The sequence below is a fragment of the Burkholderia sp. NRF60-BP8 genome, assembly GCF_001522585.2.
Classification (GTDB): Bacteria; Pseudomonadota; Gammaproteobacteria; order Burkholderiales; family Burkholderiaceae; genus Burkholderia.
Genome location: NZ_CP013373.1, coordinates 2400301 through 2423920, shown reverse-complemented (window position 1 = coordinate 2423920; position 23620 = coordinate 2400301). Strand labels below are relative to the sequence as shown.

Genomic DNA, 23620 nt, shown 5'->3' with positions numbered 1-23620 from the left:
TCAACTCCTGTGTGGCATGCGCGAAAACGGCGCCGGCGGCGCCGCGACAGGCGGTCATTAGAGCATGGATCGACACGGGCTGCTGGCGACGGAAACGCGCGTGCCGACGCGCATGCGCGGCCGGCCCGGAGAGCGCCGCGACGTCGCGCGCGGCGGCGACGGGCCGCATCGGATGGGCGCGGCGGCGTGGCGGCGTATCAGCGCTTGTAGCGTGGCTGGCGCTTCTCGAGAAAGGCAGTGATGCCTTCGAGGCCGTCCGCATGATGTAGCGACGCGACGAAATGATCGCGCTCGGTGCCGAGCTGCGCATCCAGCGGTTGCGCGGTCGCGTCGTCGAGCAACGACTTGATGCGCGTGAGCGCATTCGGCGAAATGGCAGCGAGCGCGTCGGCCCATGCTAGTGCGTCGCCCAGTGCCGAGCCGGGCGCGGCGAGCCGGTTGACGACGCCGAGCGCATGCAGGCGTTCGGCGGCCACCGGCTTGCCTTCGAACAGGATTTCGGCCGCGATCGCACGCGGCAGCGCGCGGGCGAGAAACCACGAGCCGCCGCCGTCGGGCGTCAGACCGACGCGCGCATACGACATCACGAATTTCGCGTCGTGTGCCGAGACGATCAGGTCGCACGCGAGCGCCAACGAGAAGCCCGCGCCGGCTGCCGCGCCTTCGACGGCTGCGATCACCGGCTTCGTCGACGCGCGGATCGCCGTGACCCATGCCGCGAGCTGGTCGATGCTGTCGGCCTGGAAGGACGGATCCTTCGAGCGATTCTCGAGCAGCCGGTTCAGGTTGCCGCCTGCGCAGAAGAAGCGATCGGCGCCCGTCAGCACGACGGCGCGAATCGCCGGATCGCGCTCGGCGGTGGCGAGCGCTTCGATGCCGGCCGCATACATGTCGGGATGCAGCGCGTTGCGCGCGCCGGGATTGGACAGCGTGAGGACGAGCGTCGATTCGCTCTCGGGCGGACGCGAGGCCAGCAGTTCAGCACTCATGCGAGCGTGTCTCCATCGGGTGGCGCGGCGGCGGCGCCGCGTGTGTCGCGCGGACGGGCGGAGCCGACGCCGCAGCGGAGGTAATGTTGTCGTGACGGACGCACGACTTGCTTTAGACTAGCACGAACGTGCTTTTCAGCGCGATGAATCCCGATGCGGCCCGCGTCGATGCGGCCGCGCTTCAGCAAGGAAGGAGATGCCAATGCTACAGCTGTGCGGTATTCCGTTGTCCAACTACTACAACAAGGTGAAGTTCGTCCTGCTCGAGCACGACATTCCGTTCGAGGAGGTGGTGTGTGGTTTGCCGATCAGCGACCCGGCCCGGCTTGCCGATTCGCCGCTCGGCAAGATTCCGTTCCTGAAGACCGAAGAGGGCGCGCTGTTCGAGTCGCAGGTGATCGTCGAATACCTGGCGGCGCGCTATCCCGAGAAAGGCATTTTCCCCGCGAGCCCGTTCGCGGCGGCGAAGGTGCGTGAACTGGTCGAGACGCTCGAGCTGTATCTCGAATGGATGGCGCGCGAGGTGTATACGGAAGCGTTTTTCGGCGGCAAGGTGAGCGACGGGATGAAGGCGCACGTCGAGAAGCGCCTGCCGCGCGCGATCGATGCATTCAGGCAGATGACGCGGTTTTCGCCGTATGTGCTCGGCGAGTCGTTCGGCCTCGCGGACATTGCCGCCTGGGTTCATCTGCCGGTCATCGGGATGGCGACGAAGGCCATATTCGACCGCGACTTCCTGCTCGAGGCAGGCATCGACTGGAAGGCGCACGCGAAGACGGTGGGTGAACGCCCGGCCGCGCAACGCGTGGCAGCCGAGCGCAAGGCGTATGTCGAAGCGGCGAACGTCGCACGTTCATAAGCGCGGTTCCCGAAGGGCGGCGCGCGGCCGCCCGTGCGGCGCTTACAGGCGAGCCAGCCGATCGAGCGCGGACGCGAGCGTGCTTTCCTGCTTTGCGAAGCAGAAGCGGACGACGCCCGATTCGTGCGGCTCGTGATAGAACGCCGACACCGGAATGGCGGCCACGCCGATCTCCGACGTGAGCCACTTCGAGAATTCCGCTTCGGGCAGGTCGCTGATCGCCGAGTAATCGACGCACTGGAAGTACGTGCCCGTGCACGGCAGCAGCTTGAAGCGCGTGCGCTCGAGGCCGGCCCGGAAGAAGTCGCGCTTCCGTTGATAGAAGCCCGCGAGCGACAGGTACGGCGCCGGGTCGCGCAGGTAGTCGGCGAGCCCGATCTGCATCGGCGTGTTCACCGTGAACACGTTGAACTGGTGGACCTTGCGGAATTCCGCGGTCAGCGCGGCTGGCGCCGCGACGTAACCGACCTTCCAGCCCGTCACGTGGTAGGTCTTGCCGAAGCTCGACACGATGAAGCTGCGCGCGGCGAGTTCCGGGTAGCGCGCGACGCTCTCGTGGCGCGCACCGTCGTAGACCATGTGTTCGTAGACCTCGTCGGACAGGATCAGCACGTTGGTGCCGCGCACGATGTCCTCGAGCTTGCGCATGTCCGCCTCGCGCCACACGGTGCCCGTCGGGTTGTGCGGCGTATTGATCAGGATCATCCGCGTTTTCGGCGTGATCGCTGCCGCGAGGCGGTCGAACGGGATCGCGTAGTCGGGCGCTTCCAGCGTGACGAACACGGGCTTGCCGCCGGCGAGCTCGATCGAAGGCAGGTAGCTGTCATAGGTCGGCTCGACGACGATCACTTCGTCGCCCGGATGCACCGCGCACAGGATCGCCGTCAGCAGCGCCTGCGTCGCGCCGGCCGTCACGGTGATTTCGGTGGCCGGATCGTAGCGCCGGCCGTACACCTGCGCGATCTTGTCGGCGATCGCGTCGCGCAGCGGCGCGACGCCGGCCATCGGCGGATACTGGTTGTGCCCGTTGCGCATCGCGGTTGCGACCGCATCGACGATGCGCGGATCGCAATCGAAATCGGGAAAACCCTGGCCGAGGTTCACCGCACCTTTTTCGGCGGCAAGCGCGCTCATGACCGTGAAGATCGTCGTGCCGACGTTCGGCAGGCGCGAGGGGAAAACGGGCGTCGTTGGCATATCTGAAGGAGCGTTCATCGATACGGTCGGATTCGGATGGATTGCGTCAGGCGGGCGTCGTCGTGGCGGGCGGCGCGGCGTCGAGCGCGCAGGCTTCCACGAACGGCGCGGGTTGCGCGATCCGGAAACCGAAGTCGCGTGCGGTGCGCTTCGCGAGCTTCAGCAGCGCGCGGTCTTTCGACACGAGCCACTCGGCCTGCGCGGCGCGGGCGAGTTCGAGAAATTTCTGATCGTCGCGGTCCTTGCACTTCGGCAGCGGCGGCGCGTCGGCGTCGACGGGCGGCGGTTCGACGAGGCTCGCGAGCCGGGCGACCGTGGCGAGCGCGTCGGCCTTGTCGATCGCCCGCGACTGGAACTGCGGATAGTCGAGCACGTATTCGAGTTCGGTCAGGCAGCGGCCGTCGATCACGGCGGCAAGCATGCCGTGCTCCAGCGCGGCACGGATCGGGCGCGTAGCGGGGTCGTCGAATACGAGGATGTCGATCCAGACGTTCGAGTCGAGCACGACGCGGTGTGCGGCATGCGGGGCGAGAGAGCGGGCCATTCGTTACAATCGGAGGTTTTCGTCTGACCGCAAGGCACGGCGTGCCAGCGAGCCTCTATGATAATCGTTCTCTCTCCCGCCAAATCCCTCGACTACGATACGCCCCCGCACGTCCAGTCTTACACGAAGCCTGCATTCGTCGACGACGCGTCGGAGCTGATCGATGGCCTGCGCAAGCTGTCGCCGCAGGACATCGCGACGCTGATGGATATCTCCGATCCTCTCGCGCGCCTGAACTTCCAGCGCTATGCCGACTGGTCGCCGACGTTCACGCCGGCCAACGCGAAGCAGGCCGTGCTGGCGTTCAATGGCGACGTCTACGAGGGTTTCGACGCGAAATCGCTGTCGTCCTCCGATCTCGACTATGCGCAGCAGCACGTGCGCGTGTTGTCGGGCCTGTACGGGCTGCTGCGTCCGCTCGATCTGCTGCAGCCGTACCGGCTCGAGATGGGCACGCGGTTCGCGAATGCGCGCGGCAAGGATCTGTATGCGTTCTGGGGCGACCGCATCACGCGGGCGCTGAACGAGCAGCTCGAGACGCGCAGCGGCGCCGCGCGCGTGTTGATCAACTGCGCGTCGACCGAATACTTCAAGTCGGTCAAGCCGAAGCTGCTGGCCGCGCCGGTCATCACGCCGGTATTCGAGGACTGGAAGGGCGGCCGCTACAAGATCATCAGCTTCCATGCGAAACGCGCGCGCGGCCTGATGGCGCGTTTTGTCGTCGAGAATCGTATCGCCGACCCGAAGGCGCTGAAGGCATTCTCGACCGAGGGCTATGCGTTCGATGCGGCCGCATCGAACGATTCGACTTACGTATATCGCCGGCGCGTCGGCGAGTGACCCTGCCGGCCGTTCGCGAGGCGGCAGGCGCATGCACGAGGCCGGCCGGGCGGTACACCGCCTGCTTCGGTCGACAGCTTTGCATGGAATCGGTCTAAGCGCTGAAGCACTAACACCGGTCGACAGCTTTGCATGGGACCGGTGTAAGCGCTGAAGCGCTAACACCGGTCGACAAAGGAGAGATAGATGGCCCTTTCGATTACCAGTAATTTCGACGCAGGCGCAATCGACGTCGTGTCGTGCGACAGCCCCGATGCAATCCGGCTGCGCGTGCGTGGCGACAATCGTTCGGAGTTCGCGCAATGGTTTTACTACCGCTTGACGGGGGCGCGCGGCGAGCGGTGCGTGATGACGTTCGAGAACGCAGCCGAATGCGCGTATCCGTCCGGCTGGCGCAACTACCAAGCGGTCGCGAGCTACGACCGGGTCGACTGGTTCCGCGTGCCGACGACGTTCGACGGCAAGACGATGACCATCGACCATACGCCGGAGTTCGACAGCATCTACTACGCGTATTTCGAACCGTACTCGGAAGAGCGTCACGCGGCGTTTCTCGGGGCGGTCCAGCAGTTGCCGCAGGCCAGCGTCGTCGAGCTTGGCCGCACGGTCGAAGGCCGTCCGATGTCGCTGTTGACGCTCGGCACGCCGGAAACCGACGGTGCGCCGAAGAAGAAGGTGTGGATCATCGCGCGCCAGCATCCGGGCGAGTCGATGGCCGAGTGGTTCGTCGAAGGCCTGGTCAAGCGGCTGGCCGGCTGGGGCGACTGGGCCGGCGACCCGGTGGCGCGCAAGCTCTACGATCGCGTGACCTTCTACATCGTCCCGAACATGAACCCGGACGGCAGCGTGCACGGTAACCTGCGCACCAATGCGGCCGGCGCGAACCTGAACCGCGAGTGGATGGCGCCCGATGCCGAGCGCAGCCCCGAGGTGCTGGCCGTGCGCGACGCGATCCATGCAATCGGCTGCGACATGTTCTTCGATATTCACGGCGACGAGGATCTGCCGTACGTGTTCGTCGCCGGCTCGGAGATGCTGCCGAGCTTTACCGAGCAGCAGGGCAAGGAGCAGGCTGCGTTCATCGACGCGTTCAAGGTCGCAAGCCCCGACTTCCAGACCGAGCATGGCTACGCGGCGAGCAAGTACAAGGAAGATGCGTTGAAGCTCGCGTCGAAGTACATTGGTCACCAGTTCGGCTGTCTGTCGCTGACGCTCGAGATGCCGTTCAAGGACAACGCGAACCTCCCCGACGAGCGCGTCGGCTGGAACGGCGAGCGCAGCGCGGCGCTCGGTGCGGCGATGCTGGCCGCGATCCTGGTGCACGTCGACACGTTCGCGTAAGCGCAGCCGTCGTCGCATGAAAAAGCCGGCGCATCGCGAGATGCGCCGGCTTTTTTGCTGCTGTTGACCCGTCCGCCGTATCAGGACTTCTTCGCAATTTTTTTCTTCACGGCTTTGTGCTGGCCGCTCGATTTCTTCGTTGCGACGGCCTTCTTGCTGCCGGTGCGGCCCGATGCCTTCGCCTTGGCTTTACCGCGGTGCGACTTGCCCTTGAACTTCTTCGTCGAAGACGACGAGCGCTCGACGCGCGGCTTCAGCGGCGGAACCGGATCGTTCCAGCTGAACGCGAGCATTTGCTGGCCGACATAGCCGCAGCGGAATTTCAGCGGCGTCGGATCGCTGCCGTCGCTGTGGATGCCGAGCCCGTCGACGGTGACGATATTGTCGACTTTCACGCGCTGTTTGCCTTGGTCGAACGAGTCATTCCACGGCGTGATCGTCGCGTTGCCGCTGTCGAATGCATTCGGCGCGAAGTCGACTCGGTCAAAGGCCGTCGAGGTGCTGGCGATGAAGCTGCCGTGCGCCGCACAATCGGCGGCGAGCGGATCGGCATGCATCTCGTTGACGAATTTGTTGATCAGTTCGGAGCGCTGGTCGAGCAGGTCGGCGAATACCGGAGCGGGAAGCGCAAGCGACAGGCCCGCGATACAGGCTGCCAGCTTGCCGAGCGCCCGGAAAATCCGGAGCGAGGCAGGTGAGCTGTCCATCTGGTTATTGGTGAGGAGCGAAGGAGACATCGGGCACGTATAGATGCCCGATGAAGAACAGGAGTTCAATCTTAGCGTAAAAAAGTTGTGCGGCAGTAGGTGACGTATTCGGCGCGCGCCGTGGAATCCGTCGGTATGCGTGTGCGCCGAGCCGATTCGGAGGAATTCAGGCCCGCGGGCCACCAAGGCGGTAGCGCCGGACGTCGAAGGTCGTGACCCACGCAGGACGATAGACGGCGATGAGTGCCGTTGCCATGCCGGTGAACCATGCTTCGCCGAGCGCAAGCAGCGCGGTGTTCAGCAGATAGCCGGCCGGAATCACGACGGGTACGCCGTCCGCGAGCGCGAGCTGGACACCGGCCGCCGCGGCGGCGACCGCGACGATCGCGATGGCCGGCGACAGGAAACCCTGTCCGGTGATGAACGACGCGAGGTTGTGCGGCAACCACGCGAGCGCGGCGCGTTGCAGCAACGCCGACACGCCGACAGGCAGCGCACCGTAGATCAGATAGGTCAGGCCGATGCCTTGCCACGGTGCGTCGAAGATGAGCGCGGCAACCGCCGTGACGGCGCCCATGGCGACCAGTGCGAGTGTCCAGTCGAACAGCGTGACGAGCAGCGTTGCGCCAAGCAGATGCATGACGATGCCATCTTCGAGCCATGCGTTCGAGGCCCACAGGACCGTGATCGCAGTGACGAGCGCAAGCCACACGTGCTGAAGCGTGGCGTCTTGCAGACGGACGAAGGGGCGATTCCAGATCGCGAGCGCGAGCAGGGCCACGGCGGCGATCCAGCCACCGATGCCAACCCAGAGCGGAAGCGGTGTGAAAAGAAAACCCATGCGTCCATATTACTCGTTGAGCATCAAAGGTGGGAGCCTGCACATGTCCGACCGTCGCAATATCGAGACTGTTGGCCTAGCGTCCGCGCCGGAACCGTGCCGGCGGCTCGGCGGCGAGCGGCAGGTCTTGCGTGCCGGCATTCGCGATGGGCAACGGGTACGGACGGTCGTGCCGTTGCGTACGCAGCGGAGCCGGGCCGTGTTCGCCGATCGCCGGCTTGCGGGCGCGGTTGCGGTTCGCCAGCAACACCTCGAGATGGGGCGACAGCCAGCCGTTGTAGATCGCGACCGCGGCGGCGCGGTTTGCGGCACCGAGCTGCTGGAAGATGCTCGCGAGGTGGATTTTCACGGTGCCTTCGCTGATGCCGAGCGTACGCGCGATCATCTTGTTCGTGCTGCCCATGTGGACGAACCGCATGATCTGCGCTTGGCGCGGTGACAGGAGGCCGCTCGGCGGGCGCCGGGGCAGCGAGCCGGCGAGCGTCTGGAAATGGGCATCGTGGCGCGCCGTCGCTGTCGCCGTGGACGGCAGGAGGCTGAGGGCGATCGGCGGAATGTAGTATCCGCCCAGCAGGACGATCTCGAGCGCGCGCACGATCAGGTGCGGCCGCGTGGAGTGCGGGATCACGCCCGCGACGCCGTAATTGAAGAAGCGCTGGATGGCGTCGGGCGAGATGTCGTCGACCAGAACGGCGACCGGTGTCGGCGAGCACGCGTTGCCGAGTGCCTGAAGCTCGCTCACCCGGCCCACGTCCAGCCAGTCGATCGCGACGAGGTCGAAACGCTGGGTGCGCAGCAGCCGGCGCGCCTGGAAGCCGTCAGGCGCATCGTTGATGCTGGCGTGCCGGTCGATCTGCCGCAACAGGGTCTTCAGTCCGTCACGCCGCTCGGCGTCTGAGTTAAGTACCAAGAACCGCATATTCAACCTCCGTGAAGTGAGTCATTGACTGCTGTCGGGTATTAGCTGGCCCCGATAATGACAAAGACCTTACACGATGTCTGCTTGGCTGAAAGGCTTAGGAAAAGTTCGAAATTTTGGACGACGGGCATCGGATAAGAAAAAAGCCGCTTCGGTGGGCACCGGAAGCGGCTTCGGGCAGGGCAGGCCATCGAGGCCTGCGGGGCGGGTCAGTGGAAGTGCGGCTGGGCGGGCGACGCGTCTTCCGGCATTTCCGCATGGACGATTTCGCCGAGCGGATCGGCGTAAAGTGGCACGCCGCAGTCGTCGCAGTATTCGGGCTCGAAGCGGCCCGCGTGCCGGCGGACGTCGGTTACGCCGCATTCTTTCAGCAGGCTCACGATTTCCTCGAGCGGCCCTTCGATCGGCGCTTCGCCTTCGAGCGTCGCGTTGTCGATCGATACGTCGCCGTTTTCACGGCCGTAGAGCGGCCACACGACGCCGTAGATCACGTCGTTGCTGGCACGCCGCGTGAAGCCGACGCGATACTCGTCGACACGACGTTCGCCGAAGCCGGCGACCACCGCGCGCAATTCCTGCGGCGCCGCACCAAGTGTGTCGAATAGATAACGAATGGCCGTTCGGACGGTGTGCGGACGCACGCGTTCGTCCGCATCGCGACAGGCCGAGTAGTACGCGTCCGGAAGCAGGCATTCGAACTCGCAGCCGGGCAACGCGATCGACAGGTTCGGGCCGCCTTGGGCCGTCCATTGTTCGAGGCACTGGCCGCGCTCGATCCGGCTGCCGTTTTCTTCTTCCTGCCAGCGGAACAGCGGCGAGCCGGCCGGCGCGGCGACGACGGCCAGCAGGAAGCGCGGATCGGCCAGGATCGGCGAGGTTTCCGGCAGGTCGCCGAAGCTCAGCTTCGGGGTGTGCTGGCCGATTGCCGCATGGGCGAGTTGCTGGGCCAGCCGATAGGTTTCCACGTGGTGCCGCGGCAACTGGTCGATGCTGTAGAGAAACGGTGCGAGCCCGACGAGGGTGCCGTTCGCGAGCACATGCGCCTGCAGGTGCGTTCGCAGCGCGTCGGCAACGTCGCCTTTGAGCGGGCCTGACGGAATCATGTAGCGCGTCCAGGCGAGAACCGGGACGGCGACCAGCAGCGCATCGTAGGGTTGGCCGTCGTGTTCGATCACCATCGACTCGCTGTGCGTCTCGGCCATGTCGGCGAGCGCGCCGTAGGCGTCGGGATGATTTTGCTGAAGATGGTCGAGCGCGGCGTCGAGCGTGGTCTGATTGCCGTTGCGGACAATCTTGGCGAGCAGCGCATCGAGCTTCGCTTCCCAGAAGCGATCCTCGATGCGGCTGCCCGACGCGAAGAGCGCAAGTGACAGACCGACCAGTTTGTCGGCATCGGGGGGGAGGCGTTTGGCGATTCGCTGGCGCATATTAAAGACGTATATAGAAAGAGGCGAAGAACCTCACATTCTAGTCCGTTCTTTGCACCATAAGCGGCATCGTGCCCGGGCACGGCCGGACGGCCGAATTGCGGCGTCTGTAAAAAAGTTGCTTCAAACCCCTTGCGCTTGCGGGGTGGGCTGCATAGAATCACGCCTCTTTCGCGCTAACGGAAACGCGGCGCGGGAGGAAGGGAAGCGGTGCTGTTGAGAGGTTCGGAAGTCACGAGCCCGACGGCGCAGGAAGATGGCCCCGCAGTCGCAACGATGTAGTGCAGAAAGTTGTTGACGAGCTGCGAAACGCGGTTCATAATCTCGTTTCTCTGCTGCTGAAAACGCAGCGCTGCCGGGAAACTTCAGGTTCCCTCGCAGAATGCTCTTTAAAAATTAACAGCCGATAAGTGTGGGCGCTTGATGGAAGCGAGCTGATCCTCGGATCAGATAGCAAAAGTATCAAGAGTCTCACACTAAAGTAAGTCAGGTTTATGAAGTGATTCATATTCCTGTCAGCTTTGAGTGAGCGACCGGTTCTTAACTGAACCGAAAACAGTAACAGGTTTGAACTGAAGAGTTTGATCCTGGCTCAGATTGAACGCTGGCGGCATGCCTTACACATGCAAGTCGAACGGCAGCACGGGTGCTTGCACCTGGTGGCGAGTGGCGAACGGGTGAGTAATACATCGGAACATGTCCTGTAGTGGGGGATAGCCCGGCGAAAGCCGGATTAATACCGCATACGATCCACGGATGAAAGCGGGGGACCTTCGGGCCTCGCGCTATAGGGTTGGCCGATGGCTGATTAGCTAGTTGGTGGGGTAAAGGCCTACCAAGGCGACGATCAGTAGCTGGTCTGAGAGGACGACCAGCCACACTGGGACTGAGACACGGCCCAGACTCCTACGGGAGGCAGCAGTGGGGAATTTTGGACAATGGGCGAAAGCCTGATCCAGCAATGCCGCGTGTGTGAAGAAGGCCTTCGGGTTGTAAAGCACTTTTGTCCGGAAAGAAATCCCTGGCTCTAATACGGTCGGGGGATGACGGTACCGGAAGAATAAGCACCGGCTAACTACGTGCCAGCAGCCGCGGTAATACGTAGGGTGCAAGCGTTAATCGGAATTACTGGGCGTAAAGCGTGCGCAGGCGGTTTGCTAAGACCGATGTGAAATCCCCGGGCTCAACCTGGGAACTGCATTGGTGACTGGCAGGCTAGAGTATGGCAGAGGGGGGTAGAATTCCACGTGTAGCAGTGAAATGCGTAGAGATGTGGAGGAATACCGATGGCGAAGGCAGCCCCCTGGGCCAATACTGACGCTCATGCACGAAAGCGTGGGGAGCAAACAGGATTAGATACCCTGGTAGTCCACGCCCTAAACGATGTCAACTAGTTGTTGGGGATTCATTTCCTTAGTAACGTAGCTAACGCGTGAAGTTGACCGCCTGGGGAGTACGGTCGCAAGATTAAAACTCAAAGGAATTGACGGGGACCCGCACAAGCGGTGGATGATGTGGATTAATTCGATGCAACGCGAAAAACCTTACCTACCCTTGACATGGTCGGAATCCTGCTGAGAGGTGGGAGTGCTCGAAAGAGAACCGGCGCACAGGTGCTGCATGGCTGTCGTCAGCTCGTGTCGTGAGATGTTGGGTTAAGTCCCGCAACGAGCGCAACCCTTGTCCTTAGTTGCTACGCAAGAGCACTCTAAGGAGACTGCCGGTGACAAACCGGAGGAAGGTGGGGATGACGTCAAGTCCTCATGGCCCTTATGGGTAGGGCTTCACACGTCATACAATGGTCGGAACAGAGGGTTGCCAACCCGCGAGGGGGAGCTAATCCCAGAAAACCGATCGTAGTCCGGATTGCACTCTGCAACTCGAGTGCATGAAGCTGGAATCGCTAGTAATCGCGGATCAGCATGCCGCGGTGAATACGTTCCCGGGTCTTGTACACACCGCCCGTCACACCATGGGAGTGGGTTTTACCAGAAGTGGCTAGTCTAACCGCAAGGAGGACGGTCACCACGGTAGGATTCATGACTGGGGTGAAGTCGTAACAAGGTAGCCGTATCGGAAGGTGCGGCTGGATCACCTCCTTTCCAGAGCTATCTCGCGAAGTTGAGCGCTCACGCTTATCGGCTGTAAATTTAAAGACAGACTCAGGGGTCTGTAGCTCAGTCGGTTAGAGCACCGTCTTGATAAGGCGGGGGTCGTTGGTTCGAATCCAACCAGACCCACCATTTGTCTGGCGGTACACACCTGAGGCATCTGTACTCATGGGGGGCATAGCTCAGCTGGGAGAGCACCTGCTTTGCAAGCAGGGGGTCGTCGGTTCGATCCCGTCTGCCTCCACCAATCTTCAATGACAAGCGTTCGACTGCGTCGAACCTTTGTCATTGGCGATTGAGCCAGTCAGAGCGGTACGTAGTAAGTATCGGCTGTCGTTCTTTAACAATCTGGAAGAAGTAAGTAATTTGGATAGCGGAAGCGTCTTTGAGATGGACGTGGAAACTATCCGGGTTGTGATTGTATCGATGTATCTCAAGATGATTCGAACTTCATGTTCGGCTCAATTTGGAATACGGCACACACGTAGTGTGGGCTCCGCGTAAGTGCTAAAGCACTAACGCTGAGCGACACGCGAGAACTCAACCTGTAGCGACTGTAGCGTCGAAAGATGAGACAGACTCGTTATAGGGTCAAGCGAACAAGTGCATGTGGTGGATGCCTTGGCGATCACAGGCGATGAAGGACGCGGTAGCCTGCGAAAAGCCCCGGGGAGCTGGCAAACAAGCTTTGATCCGGGGATATCCGAATGGGGAAACCCACTCCTTATGGAGTATCCATGGCTGAATACATAGGCCATGTGAAGCGAACGCGGTGAACTGAAACATCTAAGTAACCGCAGGAAAAGAAATCAACCGAGATTCCCAAAGTAGTGGCGAGCGAAATGGGATGAGCCTTGCACTCTTTATTTGTATTGTTAGCCGAACGCTCTGGAAAGTGCGGCCATAGCAGGTGATAGCCCTGTAGGCGAAAACAGTATGAAAGAACTAGGTGTGCGACAAGTAGGGCGGGACACGTGAAATCCTGTCTGAAGATGGGGGGACCATCCTCCAAGGCTAAATACTCGTGATCGACCGATAGTGAACCAGTACCGTGAGGGAAAGGCGAAAAGAACCCCGGGAGGGGAGTGAAATAGATCCTGAAACCGCATGCATACAAACAGTCGGAGCCTCGCAAGGGGTGACGGCGTACCTTTTGTATAATGGGTCAGCGACTTACGTTCAGTAGCAAGCTTAACCGTATAGGGCAGGCGTAGCGAAAGCGAGTCCGAATAGGGCGTTCAGTTGCTGGGCGTAGACCCGAAACCAGGTGATCTATCCATGGCCAGGATGAAGGTGCGGTAACACGTACTGGAGGTCCGAACCCACTAACGTTGAAAAGTTAGGGGATGAGCTGTGGATAGGGGTGAAAGGCTAAACAAACCTGGAAATAGCTGGTTCTCTCCGAAAACTATTTAGGTAGTGCCTCGTGTCTCACCTTCGGGGGTAGAGCACTGTCATGGTTGGGGGGTCTATTGCAGATTACCCCGCCATAGCAAACTCCGAATACCGAAGAGTGCAATCACGGGAGACAGACATCGGGTGCTAACGTCCGGTGTCAAGAGGGAAACAACCCAGACCGCCAGCTAAGGTCCCCAAATATAGCTAAGTGGGAAACGAAGTGGGAAGGCTAAAACAGTCAGGAGGTTGGCTTAGAAGCAGCCACCCTTTAAAGAAAGCGTAATAGCTCACTGATCGAGTCGTCCTGCGCGGAAGATGTAACGGGGCTAAGCTATATACCGAAGCTGCGGATGCGAGCTTGCTCGCATGGTAGGAGAGCGTTCCGTAAGCCTGCGAAGGTGCGTTGAAAAGCGTGCTGGAGGTATCGGAAGTGCGAATGCTGACATGAGTAGCGATAAAGGGGGTGAAAGGCCCCCTCGCCGTAAGCCCAAGGTTTCCTACGCAACGTTCATCGGCGTAGGGTGAGTCGGCCCCTAAGGCGAGGCAGAAATGCGTAGCTGATGGGAAGCAGGTCAATATTCCTGCACCGTCGTTAGATGCGATGGGGGGACGGATCGCGGAAGGTTGTCCGGGTGTTGGAAGTCCCGGTCGCTGCATTGGAGAAGGCGCTTAGGCAAATCCGGGCGCAGGATTCAAGGGTGTGGCGCGAGCGACTTAGGTCGCGAAGCAATTGGAAGTGGTTCCAAGAAAAGCCTCTAAGCTTCAGTCTAACGATGACCGTACCGCAAACCGACACAGGTGGGCGAGATGAGTATTCTAAGGCGCTTGAGAGAACTCGGGAGAAGGAACTCGGCAAATTGGTACCGTAACTTCGGGATAAGGTACGCCCTTGTAGCTTGACTGGCCTGCGCCAGGAGGGTGAAGGGGTTGCAATAAACTGGTGGCTGCGACTGTTTAATAAAAACACAGCACTCTGCAAACACGAAAGTGGACGTATAGGGTGTGACGCCTGCCCGGTGCCGGAAGATTAAATGATGGGGTGCAAGCTCTTGATTGAAGTCCCGGTAAACGGCGGCCGTAACTATAACGGTCCTAAGGTAGCGAAATTCCTTGTCGGGTAAGTTCCGACCTGCACGAATGGCGTAACGATGGCCACACTGTCTCCTCCCGAGACTCAGCGAAGTTGAAGTGTTTGTGATGATGCAATCTACCCGCGGCTAGACGGAAAGACCCCATGAACCTTTACTGTAGCTTTGCATTGGACTTTGAACCGATCTGTGTAGGATAGGTGGGAGGCTATGAAACCGGAACGCTAGTTTCGGTGGAGCCGTCCTTGAAATACCACCCTGGTTTGTTTGAGGTTCTAACCTTGGCCCGTGATCCGGGTCGGGGACAGTGCATGGTAGGCAGTTTGACTGGGGCGGTCTCCTCCCAAAGCGTAACGGAGGAGTACGAAGGTACGCTAGGTACGGTCGGAAATCGTGCTGATAGTGCAATGGCATAAGCGTGCTTAACTGCGAGACCGACAAGTCGAGCAGGTGCGAAAGCAGGTCATAGTGATCCGGTGGTTCTGTATGGAAGGGCCATCGCTCAACGGATAAAAGGTACTCTGGGGATAACAGGCTGATACCGCCCAAGAGTTCATATCGACGGCGGTGTTTGGCACCTCGATGTCGGCTCATCTCATCCTGGGGCTGTAGCCGGTCCCAAGGGTATGGCTGTTCGCCATTTAAAGAGGTACGTGAGCTGGGTTTAAAACGTCGTGAGACAGTTTGGTCCCTATCTGCCGTGGGCGTTGGATATTTGAAGGGGGCTGCTCCTAGTACGAGAGGACCGGAGTGGACGAACCTCTGGTGTACCGGTTGTCACGCCAGTGGCATCGCCGGGTAGCTATGTTCGGAAGAGATAACCGCTGAAAGCATCTAAGCGGGAAACTCGCCTTAAGATGAGATATCCCTGGAGGCTAGACCTCCTTGAAGGGTCGTTCGAGACCAGGACGTTGATAGGTCGGGTGTGTAAGCGCAGTAATGCGTTCAGCTAACCGATACTAATTGCCCGTAAGGCTTGATCCTATAACAAGTCTGTCTTAACAGGACTTGTTGATTCTCGTGTGCGATACACACAACTCGAAATTACTGCTTCTTCCAAGATTGGTTCTGTTGGCCACGCCAGCAGAACAACCCTCTTTGCCTGATGACCATAGCGAGTCGGTCCCACCCCTTCCCATCCCGAACAGGACCGTGAAACGACTCTACGCCGATGATAGTGCGGATTCCCGTGTGAAAGTAGGTAATCGTCAGGCTCCCTAAGCCAGAAACCCCCGCCCGATCAGGCGGGGGTTTTTGCATTTCGGCGCCCCAAAAATGCGAGAAGCGCTCATAAATGCGAGAAGCGCTCATTCCTCGTAACTCAACCGCGTGCGCGCCAGAGATCGGTGAGTTGCGTTCCTGCTGCCTGCGAAGCTCTCCCTCGGAACGAAACCCCATGATTTGATACGATCGAAGTGTCGTCGACACGAGCATCCGTCGACGTTCGTGTTCGAAACCAGAGCTTGATGAAGAGGGCGGGGGAATGAATATCGGCGACGCGTCGCGCGAATCCGGAGTCAGCGCGAAAATGATCCGGTATTACGAACAAGTCGGCCTTCTTGCGCCGAGCAAGCGTACCGATGCCGGCTACCGGATCTACGGCGCGGACGAAATCCATATTCTGCGGTTCATCCGTCAGGCGCGACGACTCGGCTTCCTCGTCGAAGACATTCGCAAACTGCTGATGCTCTGGCAGGATCGCTCCCGCGCCAGTGCCGAAGTGAAATCGATCGCGCTTGAGCACGTGGCCGAACTCGACAAACGCATCGCGGAACTGAGCGACATGCGCGACACACTGGCCGATCTGGCCGCGCACTGTCATGGTGACGGGCGACCAGAATGCCCGATTTTGGCGCGTCTCGCCGACCCCGCCAGCGAACCAAATTAGTGCAGACCTTCGAGTCTCAAAACGGGCTCGGACTCCATATCATTAAAAATCAAAGAGTTACGGGCGGCTCGACTGCCGCCATTCCGAATTGGAATGGCCTCCATGCGCGTATTTCACTAGCATCTTGGTGCGGCATCGCTATAATTCGGGATAACCCTATACGGGAAATCCCTGAATCTCGATTCACCAGGGGTCCCTCTTCCTTGGAGAACGTCATGATCGCCTACATCGTCGAAAAGCTGAGCAACTGGTTCGAATCCGCAGAACGTGAGCGCCGTGAGGCTTACCTCGCCACGTCGTCGGACATCGTCCAGCTCGAGAGCCGCATCCGCTCGCTCGAAACCAACGGCTACTCGCTGTAATCGAAGTCACCGTCAGGTGCCGAGCGGCACCGAACGACAAGCAAGCCCCGTATTGACGGGGCTTTGTTTTTTTGTGCGCCGGATCTGGCGAAAACGTCGGCGCAGCGCTATGGTATGGACCTGCTTTTCATCCTGAAGGACACGATCATGCATTTGCGTGTCGATGTGCGTCGTCGTGCTCGCGCGCGTCTCGTTCTGGGCGCGACCGTGCTCGTTCATGGCCTCGCGGCCGGTGCCGCGACGTCGTCCAGGCCGCTCGTTCTCGATACGCAGCGCGGCATCCAGGACGGCAAGGGCGGGTTGGTGTTGCAGACGGCACCGTTGTCGTCGGAGCCGATCGTCGAGCCCGCAGGCATGCGGGCCCCGGCCGGGCAGACGCCGAATACGTCGGTTCCGCTGTTCGTCGCGCCGTATATCAACGTTCCCGCCTGGGGCGGGCAGCCGGCCAACCAGCCGAGGCTCGCGCCTAGACCGCAGCCCTAACGACCAGTCGCCCGATCAGTTTCCGCGGTGCTCGATCTGACAGCGGGCACCGCTATCCTGTCCGAGCATCTCGACCAGGTAGGGCAGTACCTCTTTCATGCTCTGAGCGAGCGTATACGGCGGATTCAGGATGAACATCCCGCTGCCGTAGAGGCCCAGTCCGTCGGCCGGCGGATTCGACACCGTCAGCGTCAGGTGCAGCCAGTTGTTCGGTTGAAGGCGCTTCAACTGTTCGGGAAAGCGCTGCGATTCAAGCCGCGTGACCTGCGGGTACCAGACTGCATAGCAGCCGGTCGCGAAACGCTTCAGGCATTCCGTCATGCAACTCACCACGCGCGCGTAATCCTTCTTGTCCTCGTAGGACGGATCGATCAGTACGAGTGCACGTCGCGGCGGCGGCGGCAGCAGCGCCTTGATACCTTCGAAGCCGTCGCCGGCGAAGATCATCGCGCGTCGCCCCGCGTCGCGGAAATTGTGGCGCAGGACATCGATTTCCGTCGTGTGCATTTCGAACAGGCGCATCCGATCCTGCTCGCGCATCGACCGCCATGCGATGTACGGGGAGCCGGGATAGAAGTGCAGTTCGCCGTCGGCGTTCAGCGCGCGGACCTCATCCACGTAGTCGCCCAGCGCCTCCGGCAGGTTCTTTTCGTTCCACAGCCGGCCGATGCCGGTATCGAATTCCGACGTCTTCGCTGCATAACCGTCGCGCAGCGAGTACACGCCGGCGCCTGCATGCGTATCGATGTACCAGTACGATTTGTCTTTCTTGTTCAGGTAGCGCAGCAGCTGGACGACGACGGCGTGCTTGAGCACGTCCGCGTGGTTGCCTGCGTGAAAACCGTGACGATAACTGAGCATGGCGGGCTGCCTGAAACGAAAGGTGAATCGATGAAAGCGGATCGTGCGCGGCCGTCAGGCCGGGCGCCGAGGCCGCGTATTGTACGCGAGTGGCCGTGAGTCGCCTTACTCGTATGCGTCGCCGACCACGGCCTCGATGCGTTGCTTCACGTCCGGCGTCAGCTGCGCGGCAACGTCGAGCGCGCGCATGTTGTCGCCGATCTGGTCGACCCGCGATGCGCCCGTGATGACCGAACTTACGCGCGGATTCGCGAGCACCCATGCGATTGCCAATTGGCCGGTACTGCAGCCGAGTTCGGCTGCAATCTCGCCGAGCCGTTCGACGATGTCGTTGGCGGCCCGATCGGTCAGGCGTTCGCGCATCCAGTCGTAGCCCTGCAACTGCGCGCGGCTGCCGGCCGGCACGCCGTTGCGGTACTTGCCGGTAAGCAGTCCCGACGCCAGCGGGCTCCACGTCGTGAGGCCGAGACCGTAATCGTCGTAGAGCCGCGCATATTCCTGTTCGACCCGGGTGCGGTGGAACAGGTTGTACTGCGGCTGCTCGACGACCGGCTTGTGCAGATGATGCCGCTCGGCGATCTCGCACGCTGCGCGGATCTCGTCGGCGCTCCATTCCGACGTGCCCCAGTACAGCGCCTTGCCGCGCACGATCATGTCGCTCATCGCCCACACGGTTTCCTCGATCGGCGTATGCGGGTCGGGCCGATGGCAATAGACGAGGTCGACATAGTCGAGCTGCAGCCGGCGCAGCGAGCCGTCGATCGCGTTCAGCAGGTATTTCCGGTTCAGCGTGTGATACTGGTTCGGGGCTTCCGCGAGCCCCCAGAAGAACTTCGTGGACACGATATAGCTGATACGCGGCCAGTCGAGCGACTTGAGCGCGTGACCCATGATTTCCTCGGATTTGCCGCCGGCGTAGACTTCGGCGTTGTCGAAGAAATTGACGCCCGCGTCGCGGGCCGCGGCGAGGCATTCGCGCGCGACCCGCTGATCGACCTGATTGCCGTACGTCACCCACGAACCGAGGGAAAGCTCGCTGATCTGCAGGCCGGAGCGGCCTAGCCGTCGATAGTGCATGAGAACCTCCTGTCGAACGGAATCGACCTTTAAGCTTAGACGTTTTGCGCGCGAACGGCGGGGCCGATCGTGCACAATGACGGCTGGCACGCCGATACGATTTCGCGATGAGCGCGGATGCGGCGGGCGCGTGTTTTATCGATCCGACAACGGGAGGAGAAGGACATGGCAGCAGATCTGAGCGGCAAGACCGCCGTCGTCACGGGCGCCGCGAGCGGCATCGGCAAGGAAATCGCGCTGGAGCTGGCCAAGGCAGGCGCGGCCGTCGCGATCGCCGACCTGAACCAGGACGGCGCGAACGCGGTCGCCGACGAGATCAACAAGGCGGGCGGCAAGGCGATCGGCGTCGCGATGGACGTGACCAGCGAGGAAGCCGTGAACACCGGCATCGACAAGGTGGCCGAAGCGTTCGGCTCGATCGACATCCTCGTGTCGAACGCCGGTATCCAGATCGTCAACCCGATCGAGAACTATTCGTTCTCCGACTGGAAGAAGATGCAGGCGATCCACGTGGACGGCGCATTCCTGACGACGAAGGCCGCGCTCAAGCACATGTACAAGGACGATCGCGGCGGCGTCGTGATCTACATGGGTTCGGTGCACTCGCACGAAGCGTCGCCGCTTAAGTCGGCGTACGTGACGGCCAAGCACGGGCTGCTCGGCCTGGCGCGCGTGCTGGCGAAGGAAGGCGCGAAGCACAACGTGCGCTCGCACGTCGTGTGTCCGGGCTTCGTGCGTACGCCGCTGGTCGACAAGCAGATTCCGGAGCAGGCGAAGGAGCTCGGCATCAGCGAAGAGGAAGTGATCAAGAAGGTGATGCTCGGCAACACGGTCGACGGCGTGTTCACGACGGTGCAGGACGTCGCGCAGACGGTGCTGTTCCTGTCGGCATTCCCGAGCGCCGCGCTTACGGGCCAGTCGGTGGTCGTCAGCCACGGCTGGTTCATGCAGTAACGCGGGGGCGGGCGGTGTGGCCGCCCGCCGCGCTGAACGGCACAAAAAAAAACGCGCTCCACGGAGCGCGTTTTTCATGTCGGCAGGGCGGGGCCGATGGCGGCTGCCGCCCGGCACCGCTTTACTTCAGGACTGCTGCGACCGCATTGGCGACCGCGTCGAGGTTGCGCGTGTTCAGCGCGGCGACGCAGATCCGGCCCGTGCTGACCGCATAGATGCCGAACTCGTCACGCAGGCGATCGACTTGTGCCGAGGTCAGGCCCGAATACGAGAACATCCCGCGCTGCGCGTTGATGAAGCTGAAATCGCGATCGACGCCGCTCGCCTTCAGGCGCTCGACGAGACCGTTGCGCATCGCGCGGATGCGGTCGCGCATTTCGCCGAGTTCCTGCACCCACGAAGCGTGCAGTTCCGGCGACGCGAGCACCGCTGCGACCACCGCGCCGCCGTGGGTCGGCGGGTTCGAGTAGTTCGTGCGGATCACGCGCTTCAGTTGCGACAGCACGCGCGTGGCTTCTTCCTTGCTCGACGTGATGATCGACAGCGCGCCGACGCGCTCGCCGTACAGAGAGAACGACTTCGAGAACGACGACGACACGAACGCGTTCAGGTCGGCCGCGGCAAACAGGCGCACGGCAGCGGCATCGGCTTCGATGTTCTCGCCGAAGCCCTGGTAGGCCATGTCGAGGAACGGCACGAGGTTGCGTGCCTTCACGACGTCGACGACCTGCTGCCACTGCGCTTCGGTCAGGTCCACGCCGGTCGGGTTGTGGCAGCACGCATGCAGCACGACGACCGTGCCGGCCGCGTAGCTGTTCAGCGCCGACAGCATGCCTTCGAAGTTCACGCCGTTGGTGGCCGCGTCGTAATACGGGTACGCGACGACTTCGAAGCCGGCCGCTTCGAACAGCGCGCGGTGGTTTTCCCAGCTCGGATCGCTGATCGCGACCTTCACGTTCGGATTCACGGTGCGCAGGAAATCGGCGCCGATCTTCAGCGCGCCCGTGCCGCCCAGTGCCTGGGCCGTGACCACGCGGCCCGCCGCGATCAGCGGCGAGTCGTTGCCGAGCAGCAGCTTCTGCACGGCCGCATCGTAGGCGGCGATCCCGTCGATCGGCAGGTAGCCGCGCGGCAGGCCGGCCTCGACCCGCGCCTTCTCCGCGTCGCGAACCGCGCGCAGCAGCGGAATCTTGCCGTCTTCGTTCGTGTACACGCCGACGCCGAGGTTGACCTTGGTCGGACGCGCGTCGGCGTTGAAGGCTTCGTTCAGGCCCAGGATCGGGTCGCGGGGAGCAAGCTGGACAGCGGAGAAGAGCGACATGATGATTCGGCAGTAGTGAAAAGAGGGTCAGGCTTTCAGCCGGCGGGGCGGGCGCAGTGCAGCGCGCCAACGGCGCGACGCCGGAAAGCGCAGCAGCCTGACATTGTAGCGAATTCGCGCTGGCGGGGGCGGCGATTCCATCGCGATCGGGGCGGCGAATCGTGAATTCGGGCGACCGTCGGGCGTCAGGAGCCGACAGCAGTTCGCGCGGCCGCGAAGCGCTAGAATGCTTTCTTTGCCCTTGCTCCGGCCGCATTCCATGTCCGAACATCATGCCGAAGTCGGCGACGCGCTCGACGAATCCAAATTCGTCACTTTCGAAGGGTCGCCGTTCCAGCTTTACCAGCCCTATCCGCCCGCGGGCGATCAGCCGACCGCGATCGACACGCTCGTCGAAGGCGTCGGCGACGGCCTTGCCTTCCAGACGCTGCTCGGCGTGACCGGTTCGGGCAAGACTTTCACGATGGCCAACACGATCGCGCGGCTCGGCCGCCCGGCGATCGTGTTCGCGCCGAACAAGACGCTCGCGGCCCAGCTTTACGCGGAATTCCGCGAGTTCTTCCCGCGCAACGCGGTCGAGTATTTCGTCTCGTACTACGACTACTACCAGCCTGAAGCCTACGTGCCGCAGCGCGACCTGTTCATCGAGAAGGACTCGTCGATCAACGAGCACATCGAGCAGATGCGGCTGTCGGCGACGAAGAGCCTGATGGAGCGTCGCGACGTGGTGATCGTCGCGACGGTGTCGGCGATCTACGGTATCGGCAATCCGTCCGAATACCACCAGATGATCCTCACGCTGCGCACCGGCGACAAGCTTGGCCAGCGCGACGTGATCGCGCGGCTGATCGCGATGCAATACACGCGCAACGAGCAGGATTTCCAGCGCGGCACGTTCCGCGTGCGCGGCGACACGATCGACATCTTCCCGGCCGAACACGCAGAAATGGCCGTGCGCGTCGAGCTGTTCGACGACGAGGTCGAGACCCTGCACCTGTTCGACCCGCTGACCGGGCGCGTCCGGCAGAAGATTCCGCGTTTCACCGTGTATCCGTCGTCGCATTACGTGACGCCGCGCGACACCGTGATGCGCGCGGTCGAGACGATCAAGGACGAATTGCGCGAACGGCTCGAGTTCTTCCATCGCGAGGGCAAGCTCGTCGAGGCGCAGCGCCTCGAGCAGCGCACGCGCTTCGATCTCGAGATGCTGCAGGAACTCGGCTTCTGCAAGGGCATCGAGAACTATTCGCGGCATTTCTCGGGCGCGGCGCCCGGCGATCCGCCGCCGACGCTCGTCGACTACCTGCCGCCCGATGCGCTGATGCTGCTCGACGAATCGCACGTGCTGATCGGCCAGCTGAACGGCATGTACAACGGCGACCGCGCGCGCAAGGAAAACCTCGTCAATTACGGCTTTCGCCTGCCGTCGGCGCTCGACAACCGGCCGCTGAAGTTCCACGAGTTCGAGCGCAAGATGCGCCAGGTCGTGTTCGTGTCGGCCACGCCGGCCGATTACGAGAAGCGCGTGACGGGGCAGATCGCCGAGCAGGTCGTGCGACCGACGGGCCTCGTCGATCCGGAAATCGAAGTGCGGCCGGCGAGCTCGCAGGTCGACGACGTGCTGACCGAAATCAACGCGCGCGTGAAGGCCGGCGAGCGCGTGCTGATTACCGTGCTGACGAAACGCATGGCCGAACAGCTGACCGAGTTCCTGGCCGACCATGGCGTCAAGGTGCGTTATCTGCACAGCGACATCGATACGGTCGAGCGCGTCGAGATCATCCGCGACCTGCGGCTCGGCACGTTCGACGTGCTGGTCGGGATCAACCTGCTGCGCGAGGGCCTCGACATTCCCGAAGTGTCGCTCGTCGCGATCCTCGACGCGGACAAGGAAGGCTTCCTGCGCGCCGAGCGCTCGCTGATCCAGACGATCGGCCGTGCCGCGCGGAACGTGAACGGCAAGGCGATTCTCTACGCGGACAACATGACCGAGTCGATGAAGCGCGCGATCGACGAAACCGAGCGGCGCCGCGCGAAGCAGATCGCCTACAACGAAAAGATGGGCATCACGCCGCGCGGCGTCGTGAAGCGCATCAAGGACATCATCGACGGCGTCTACAACGCCGACGACGCGCGTGCGGAGCTGAAGGAGGCGCAGCAGCGCGCGAAATTCGAGGACATGTCGGAAAAGCAACTCGCGAAGGAAATCAAGCGTCTCGAGAAGCAGATGGCCGACTACGCGAAGAACCTCGAATTCGAGAAAGCCGCCGCGACCCGCGACCAGCTTGCCGTGCTGCGCGAACGCGTGTTCGGCGCGAACGTCGGCGACCACATCAGCGGCGGCCGGTAAATCTTTCCAAGCGTCACCGAATCCTTTTGGTAAAGCGCCTGTAAGCCTTGTCGGATCAGGGGT

At 61.8% G+C, this 23620-nt stretch carries 18 protein-coding genes, 2 tRNA genes and 3 rRNA genes; 13 read left to right on the top strand and 10 right to left on the bottom strand.

Annotated features, from left to right (window positions below):
- Positions 1-197: 197 nt before the first annotated feature.
- Positions 198-989: an oxepin-CoA hydrolase, alternative type gene (locus WS54_RS24700; protein ID WP_059781354.1), complete on the bottom strand. Its 792-nt coding sequence runs from the start codon at positions 987-989 to the stop codon at positions 198-200.
- Between the two features lie 202 nt (positions 990-1191).
- On the opposite strand from WS54_RS24700, the gene WS54_RS24695 reads away from it, so the two are divergent.
- Positions 1192-1848: a glutathione S-transferase family protein gene (locus WS54_RS24695; protein ID WP_059781355.1), complete on the top strand. Its 657-nt coding sequence runs from the start codon at positions 1192-1194 to the stop codon at positions 1846-1848.
- 42 nt (positions 1849-1890) lie between these two features.
- On the opposite strand, the gene WS54_RS24690 is transcribed toward WS54_RS24695, so the two are convergent.
- Both WS54_RS24690 and WS54_RS24685 read right to left on the bottom strand, forming a co-directional pair.
- Positions 1891-3063 (bottom strand): pyridoxal phosphate-dependent aminotransferase, encoded by a 1173-nt coding sequence (locus tag WS54_RS24690; protein WP_034207953.1) that lies wholly within the window; start codon positions 3061-3063, stop codon positions 1891-1893.
- 28 nt (positions 3064-3091) lie between these two features.
- Entirely contained in the window at positions 3092-3589 is a 498-nt protein-coding gene (locus WS54_RS24685) for a putative toxin-antitoxin system toxin component, PIN family (RefSeq protein WP_059781358.1), read from the bottom strand.
- Positions 3590-3646: 57 nt separating this feature from the next.
- Between WS54_RS24685 and yaaA the strand changes: the two genes are divergently transcribed.
- Together yaaA and WS54_RS24675 are read left to right on the top strand one after the other, a co-directional pair.
- Positions 3647-4429, top strand: a complete 783-nt coding sequence (yaaA, locus tag WS54_RS24680; RefSeq protein ID WP_034207951.1) for a peroxide stress protein YaaA — start codon at positions 3647-3649, stop codon at positions 4427-4429.
- A 186-nt stretch (positions 4430-4615) separates the two neighbouring features.
- Positions 4616-5770 carry a M14 family metallopeptidase gene (locus WS54_RS24675; protein ID WP_034207950.1) on the top strand — a complete coding sequence of 385 codons (1155 nt, stop codon included), beginning with the start codon at positions 4616-4618 and terminating at the stop codon, positions 5768-5770.
- A gap of 80 nt (positions 5771-5850) precedes the next feature.
- Here WS54_RS24675 and WS54_RS24670 read toward each other — a convergent pair whose 3' ends face one another.
- The 4 genes from WS54_RS24670 to WS54_RS24655 all read right to left on the bottom strand — a co-directional run bounded on the left by WS54_RS24670 (position 5851) and on the right by WS54_RS24655 (position 9664).
- Complete coding sequence (locus WS54_RS24670) at positions 5851-6507, bottom strand: BspC domain-containing protein (RefSeq protein WP_059781360.1); 657 nt, start codon at positions 6505-6507, stop codon at positions 5851-5853.
- Between the two features lie 136 nt (positions 6508-6643).
- Entirely contained in the window at positions 6644-7318 is a 675-nt protein-coding gene (locus WS54_RS24665; RefSeq protein ID WP_034207948.1) for an energy-coupling factor ABC transporter permease, read from the bottom strand.
- A gap of 76 nt (positions 7319-7394) precedes the next feature.
- Positions 7395-8237: a response regulator transcription factor gene (locus WS54_RS24660; protein WP_059781362.1), complete on the bottom strand. Its 843-nt coding sequence runs from the start codon at positions 8235-8237 to the stop codon at positions 7395-7397.
- Between the two features lie 209 nt (positions 8238-8446).
- A complete protein-coding gene (locus WS54_RS24655) occupies positions 8447-9664 on the bottom strand; it encodes a DUF2863 family protein (protein ID WP_059781363.1) in 1218 nt (405 codons plus the stop codon).
- A gap of 569 nt (positions 9665-10233) precedes the next feature.
- Between WS54_RS24655 and WS54_RS24645 the strand changes: the two genes are divergently transcribed.
- The 8 genes from WS54_RS24645 to WS54_RS24610 all read left to right on the top strand — a co-directional run bounded on the left by WS54_RS24645 (position 10234) and on the right by WS54_RS24610 (position 16994).
- Positions 10234-11766 (top strand): 16S ribosomal RNA (locus tag WS54_RS24645).
- A gap of 64 nt (positions 11767-11830) precedes the next feature.
- Positions 11831-11907: transfer RNA gene (locus WS54_RS24640), tRNA-Ile, on the top strand.
- Positions 11908-11946: 39 nt separating this feature from the next.
- A tRNA-Ala gene (locus tag WS54_RS24635) sits at positions 11947-12022 on the top strand.
- A gap of 342 nt (positions 12023-12364) precedes the next feature.
- Positions 12365-15245, top strand: a 23S ribosomal RNA gene (locus WS54_RS24630).
- 117 nt (positions 15246-15362) lie between these two features.
- Positions 15363-15475: ribosomal RNA gene (gene rrf / locus WS54_RS24625) — 5S ribosomal RNA — on the top strand.
- Together the 16S, 23S and 5S rRNA genes with 2 tRNA genes alongside form the textbook arrangement of a ribosomal RNA operon.
- A gap of 269 nt (positions 15476-15744) precedes the next feature.
- Positions 15745-16149: a Cu(I)-responsive transcriptional regulator gene (gene cueR, locus WS54_RS24620; RefSeq protein ID WP_034207829.1), complete on the top strand. Its 405-nt coding sequence runs from the start codon at positions 15745-15747 to the stop codon at positions 16147-16149.
- Between the two features lie 215 nt (positions 16150-16364).
- Positions 16365-16511 (top strand): DUF3563 family protein, encoded by a 147-nt coding sequence (locus WS54_RS24615; RefSeq protein ID WP_006478295.1) that lies wholly within the window; start codon positions 16365-16367, stop codon positions 16509-16511.
- A 114-nt stretch (positions 16512-16625) separates the two neighbouring features.
- The gene (locus WS54_RS24610) at positions 16626-16994 is read left to right on the top strand and encodes a hypothetical protein (RefSeq protein ID WP_082725104.1); all 369 of its coding nucleotides are present in this window, start codon (positions 16626-16628) and stop codon (positions 16992-16994) included.
- A 15-nt stretch (positions 16995-17009) separates the two neighbouring features.
- Here WS54_RS24610 and WS54_RS24605 read toward each other — a convergent pair whose 3' ends face one another.
- Together WS54_RS24605 and WS54_RS24600 are read right to left on the bottom strand one after the other, a co-directional pair.
- Positions 17010-17855, bottom strand: a complete 846-nt coding sequence (locus WS54_RS24605; protein WP_059782046.1) for a 23S rRNA (adenine(2030)-N(6))-methyltransferase RlmJ — start codon at positions 17853-17855, stop codon at positions 17010-17012.
- A 105-nt stretch (positions 17856-17960) separates the two neighbouring features.
- Positions 17961-18932 (bottom strand): potassium channel beta subunit family protein, encoded by a 972-nt coding sequence (locus tag WS54_RS24600; RefSeq protein WP_059782048.1) that lies wholly within the window; start codon positions 18930-18932, stop codon positions 17961-17963.
- A gap of 165 nt (positions 18933-19097) precedes the next feature.
- Between WS54_RS24600 and WS54_RS24595 the strand changes: the two genes are divergently transcribed.
- A complete protein-coding gene (locus WS54_RS24595) occupies positions 19098-19886 on the top strand; it encodes a 3-hydroxybutyrate dehydrogenase (protein WP_059782050.1) in 789 nt (262 codons plus the stop codon).
- Positions 19887-20007: 121 nt separating this feature from the next.
- On the opposite strand, the gene WS54_RS24590 is transcribed toward WS54_RS24595, so the two are convergent.
- On the bottom strand, positions 20008-21207 hold the full coding sequence (locus tag WS54_RS24590) for an amino acid aminotransferase (RefSeq protein WP_034207825.1): 1200 nt from the start codon (positions 21205-21207) through the stop codon (positions 20008-20010).
- Positions 21208-21466: 259 nt separating this feature from the next.
- On the opposite strand from WS54_RS24590, the gene uvrB reads away from it, so the two are divergent.
- The gene (uvrB, locus tag WS54_RS24580; RefSeq protein WP_034207824.1) at positions 21467-23557 is read left to right on the top strand and encodes an excinuclease ABC subunit UvrB; all 2091 of its coding nucleotides are present in this window, start codon (positions 21467-21469) and stop codon (positions 23555-23557) included.
- The last annotated feature ends 63 nt before the right edge of the window (positions 23558-23620 follow it).

Coding starts and splice junctions, on each gene's coding strand:
- WS54_RS24700 (WP_059781354.1), bottom strand. CDS start 989: ATGAGTGCTGAACTGCTGGCCTCGCGTCCGCCCGAGAGCGAATCGACG.
- WS54_RS24695 (WP_059781355.1), top strand. CDS start 1,192: ATGCTACAGCTGTGCGGTATTCCGTTGTCCAACTACTACAACAAGGTG.
- WS54_RS24690 (WP_034207953.1), bottom strand. CDS start 3,063: ATGAACGCTCCTTCAGATATGCCAACGACGCCCGTTTTCCCCTCGCGC.
- WS54_RS24685 (WP_059781358.1), bottom strand. CDS start 3,589: ATGGCCCGCTCTCTCGCCCCGCATGCCGCACACCGCGTCGTGCTCGAC.
- yaaA (WP_034207951.1), top strand. CDS start 3,647: ATGATAATCGTTCTCTCTCCCGCCAAATCCCTCGACTACGATACGCCC.
- WS54_RS24675 (WP_034207950.1), top strand. CDS start 4,616: ATGGCCCTTTCGATTACCAGTAATTTCGACGCAGGCGCAATCGACGTC.
- WS54_RS24670 (WP_059781360.1), bottom strand. CDS start 6,507: ATGTCTCCTTCGCTCCTCACCAATAACCAGATGGACAGCTCACCTGCC.
- WS54_RS24665 (WP_034207948.1), bottom strand. CDS start 7,318: ATGGGTTTTCTTTTCACACCGCTTCCGCTCTGGGTTGGCATCGGTGGC.
- WS54_RS24660 (WP_059781362.1), bottom strand. CDS start 8,237: ATGCGGTTCTTGGTACTTAACTCAGACGCCGAGCGGCGTGACGGACTG.
- WS54_RS24655 (WP_059781363.1), bottom strand. CDS start 9,664: ATGCGCCAGCGAATCGCCAAACGCCTCCCCCCCGATGCCGACAAACTG.
- cueR (WP_034207829.1), top strand. CDS start 15,745: ATGAATATCGGCGACGCGTCGCGCGAATCCGGAGTCAGCGCGAAAATG.
- WS54_RS24615 (WP_006478295.1), top strand. CDS start 16,365: ATGATCGCCTACATCGTCGAAAAGCTGAGCAACTGGTTCGAATCCGCA.
- WS54_RS24610 (WP_082725104.1), top strand. CDS start 16,626: ATGGACCTGCTTTTCATCCTGAAGGACACGATCATGCATTTGCGTGTC.
- WS54_RS24605 (WP_059782046.1), bottom strand. CDS start 17,855: ATGCTCAGTTATCGTCACGGTTTTCACGCAGGCAACCACGCGGACGTG.
- WS54_RS24600 (WP_059782048.1), bottom strand. CDS start 18,932: ATGCACTATCGACGGCTAGGCCGCTCCGGCCTGCAGATCAGCGAGCTT.
- WS54_RS24595 (WP_059782050.1), top strand. CDS start 19,098: ATGGCAGCAGATCTGAGCGGCAAGACCGCCGTCGTCACGGGCGCCGCG.
- WS54_RS24590 (WP_034207825.1), bottom strand. CDS start 21,207: ATGTCGCTCTTCTCCGCTGTCCAGCTTGCTCCCCGCGACCCGATCCTG.
- uvrB (WP_034207824.1), top strand. CDS start 21,467: ATGTCCGAACATCATGCCGAAGTCGGCGACGCGCTCGACGAATCCAAA.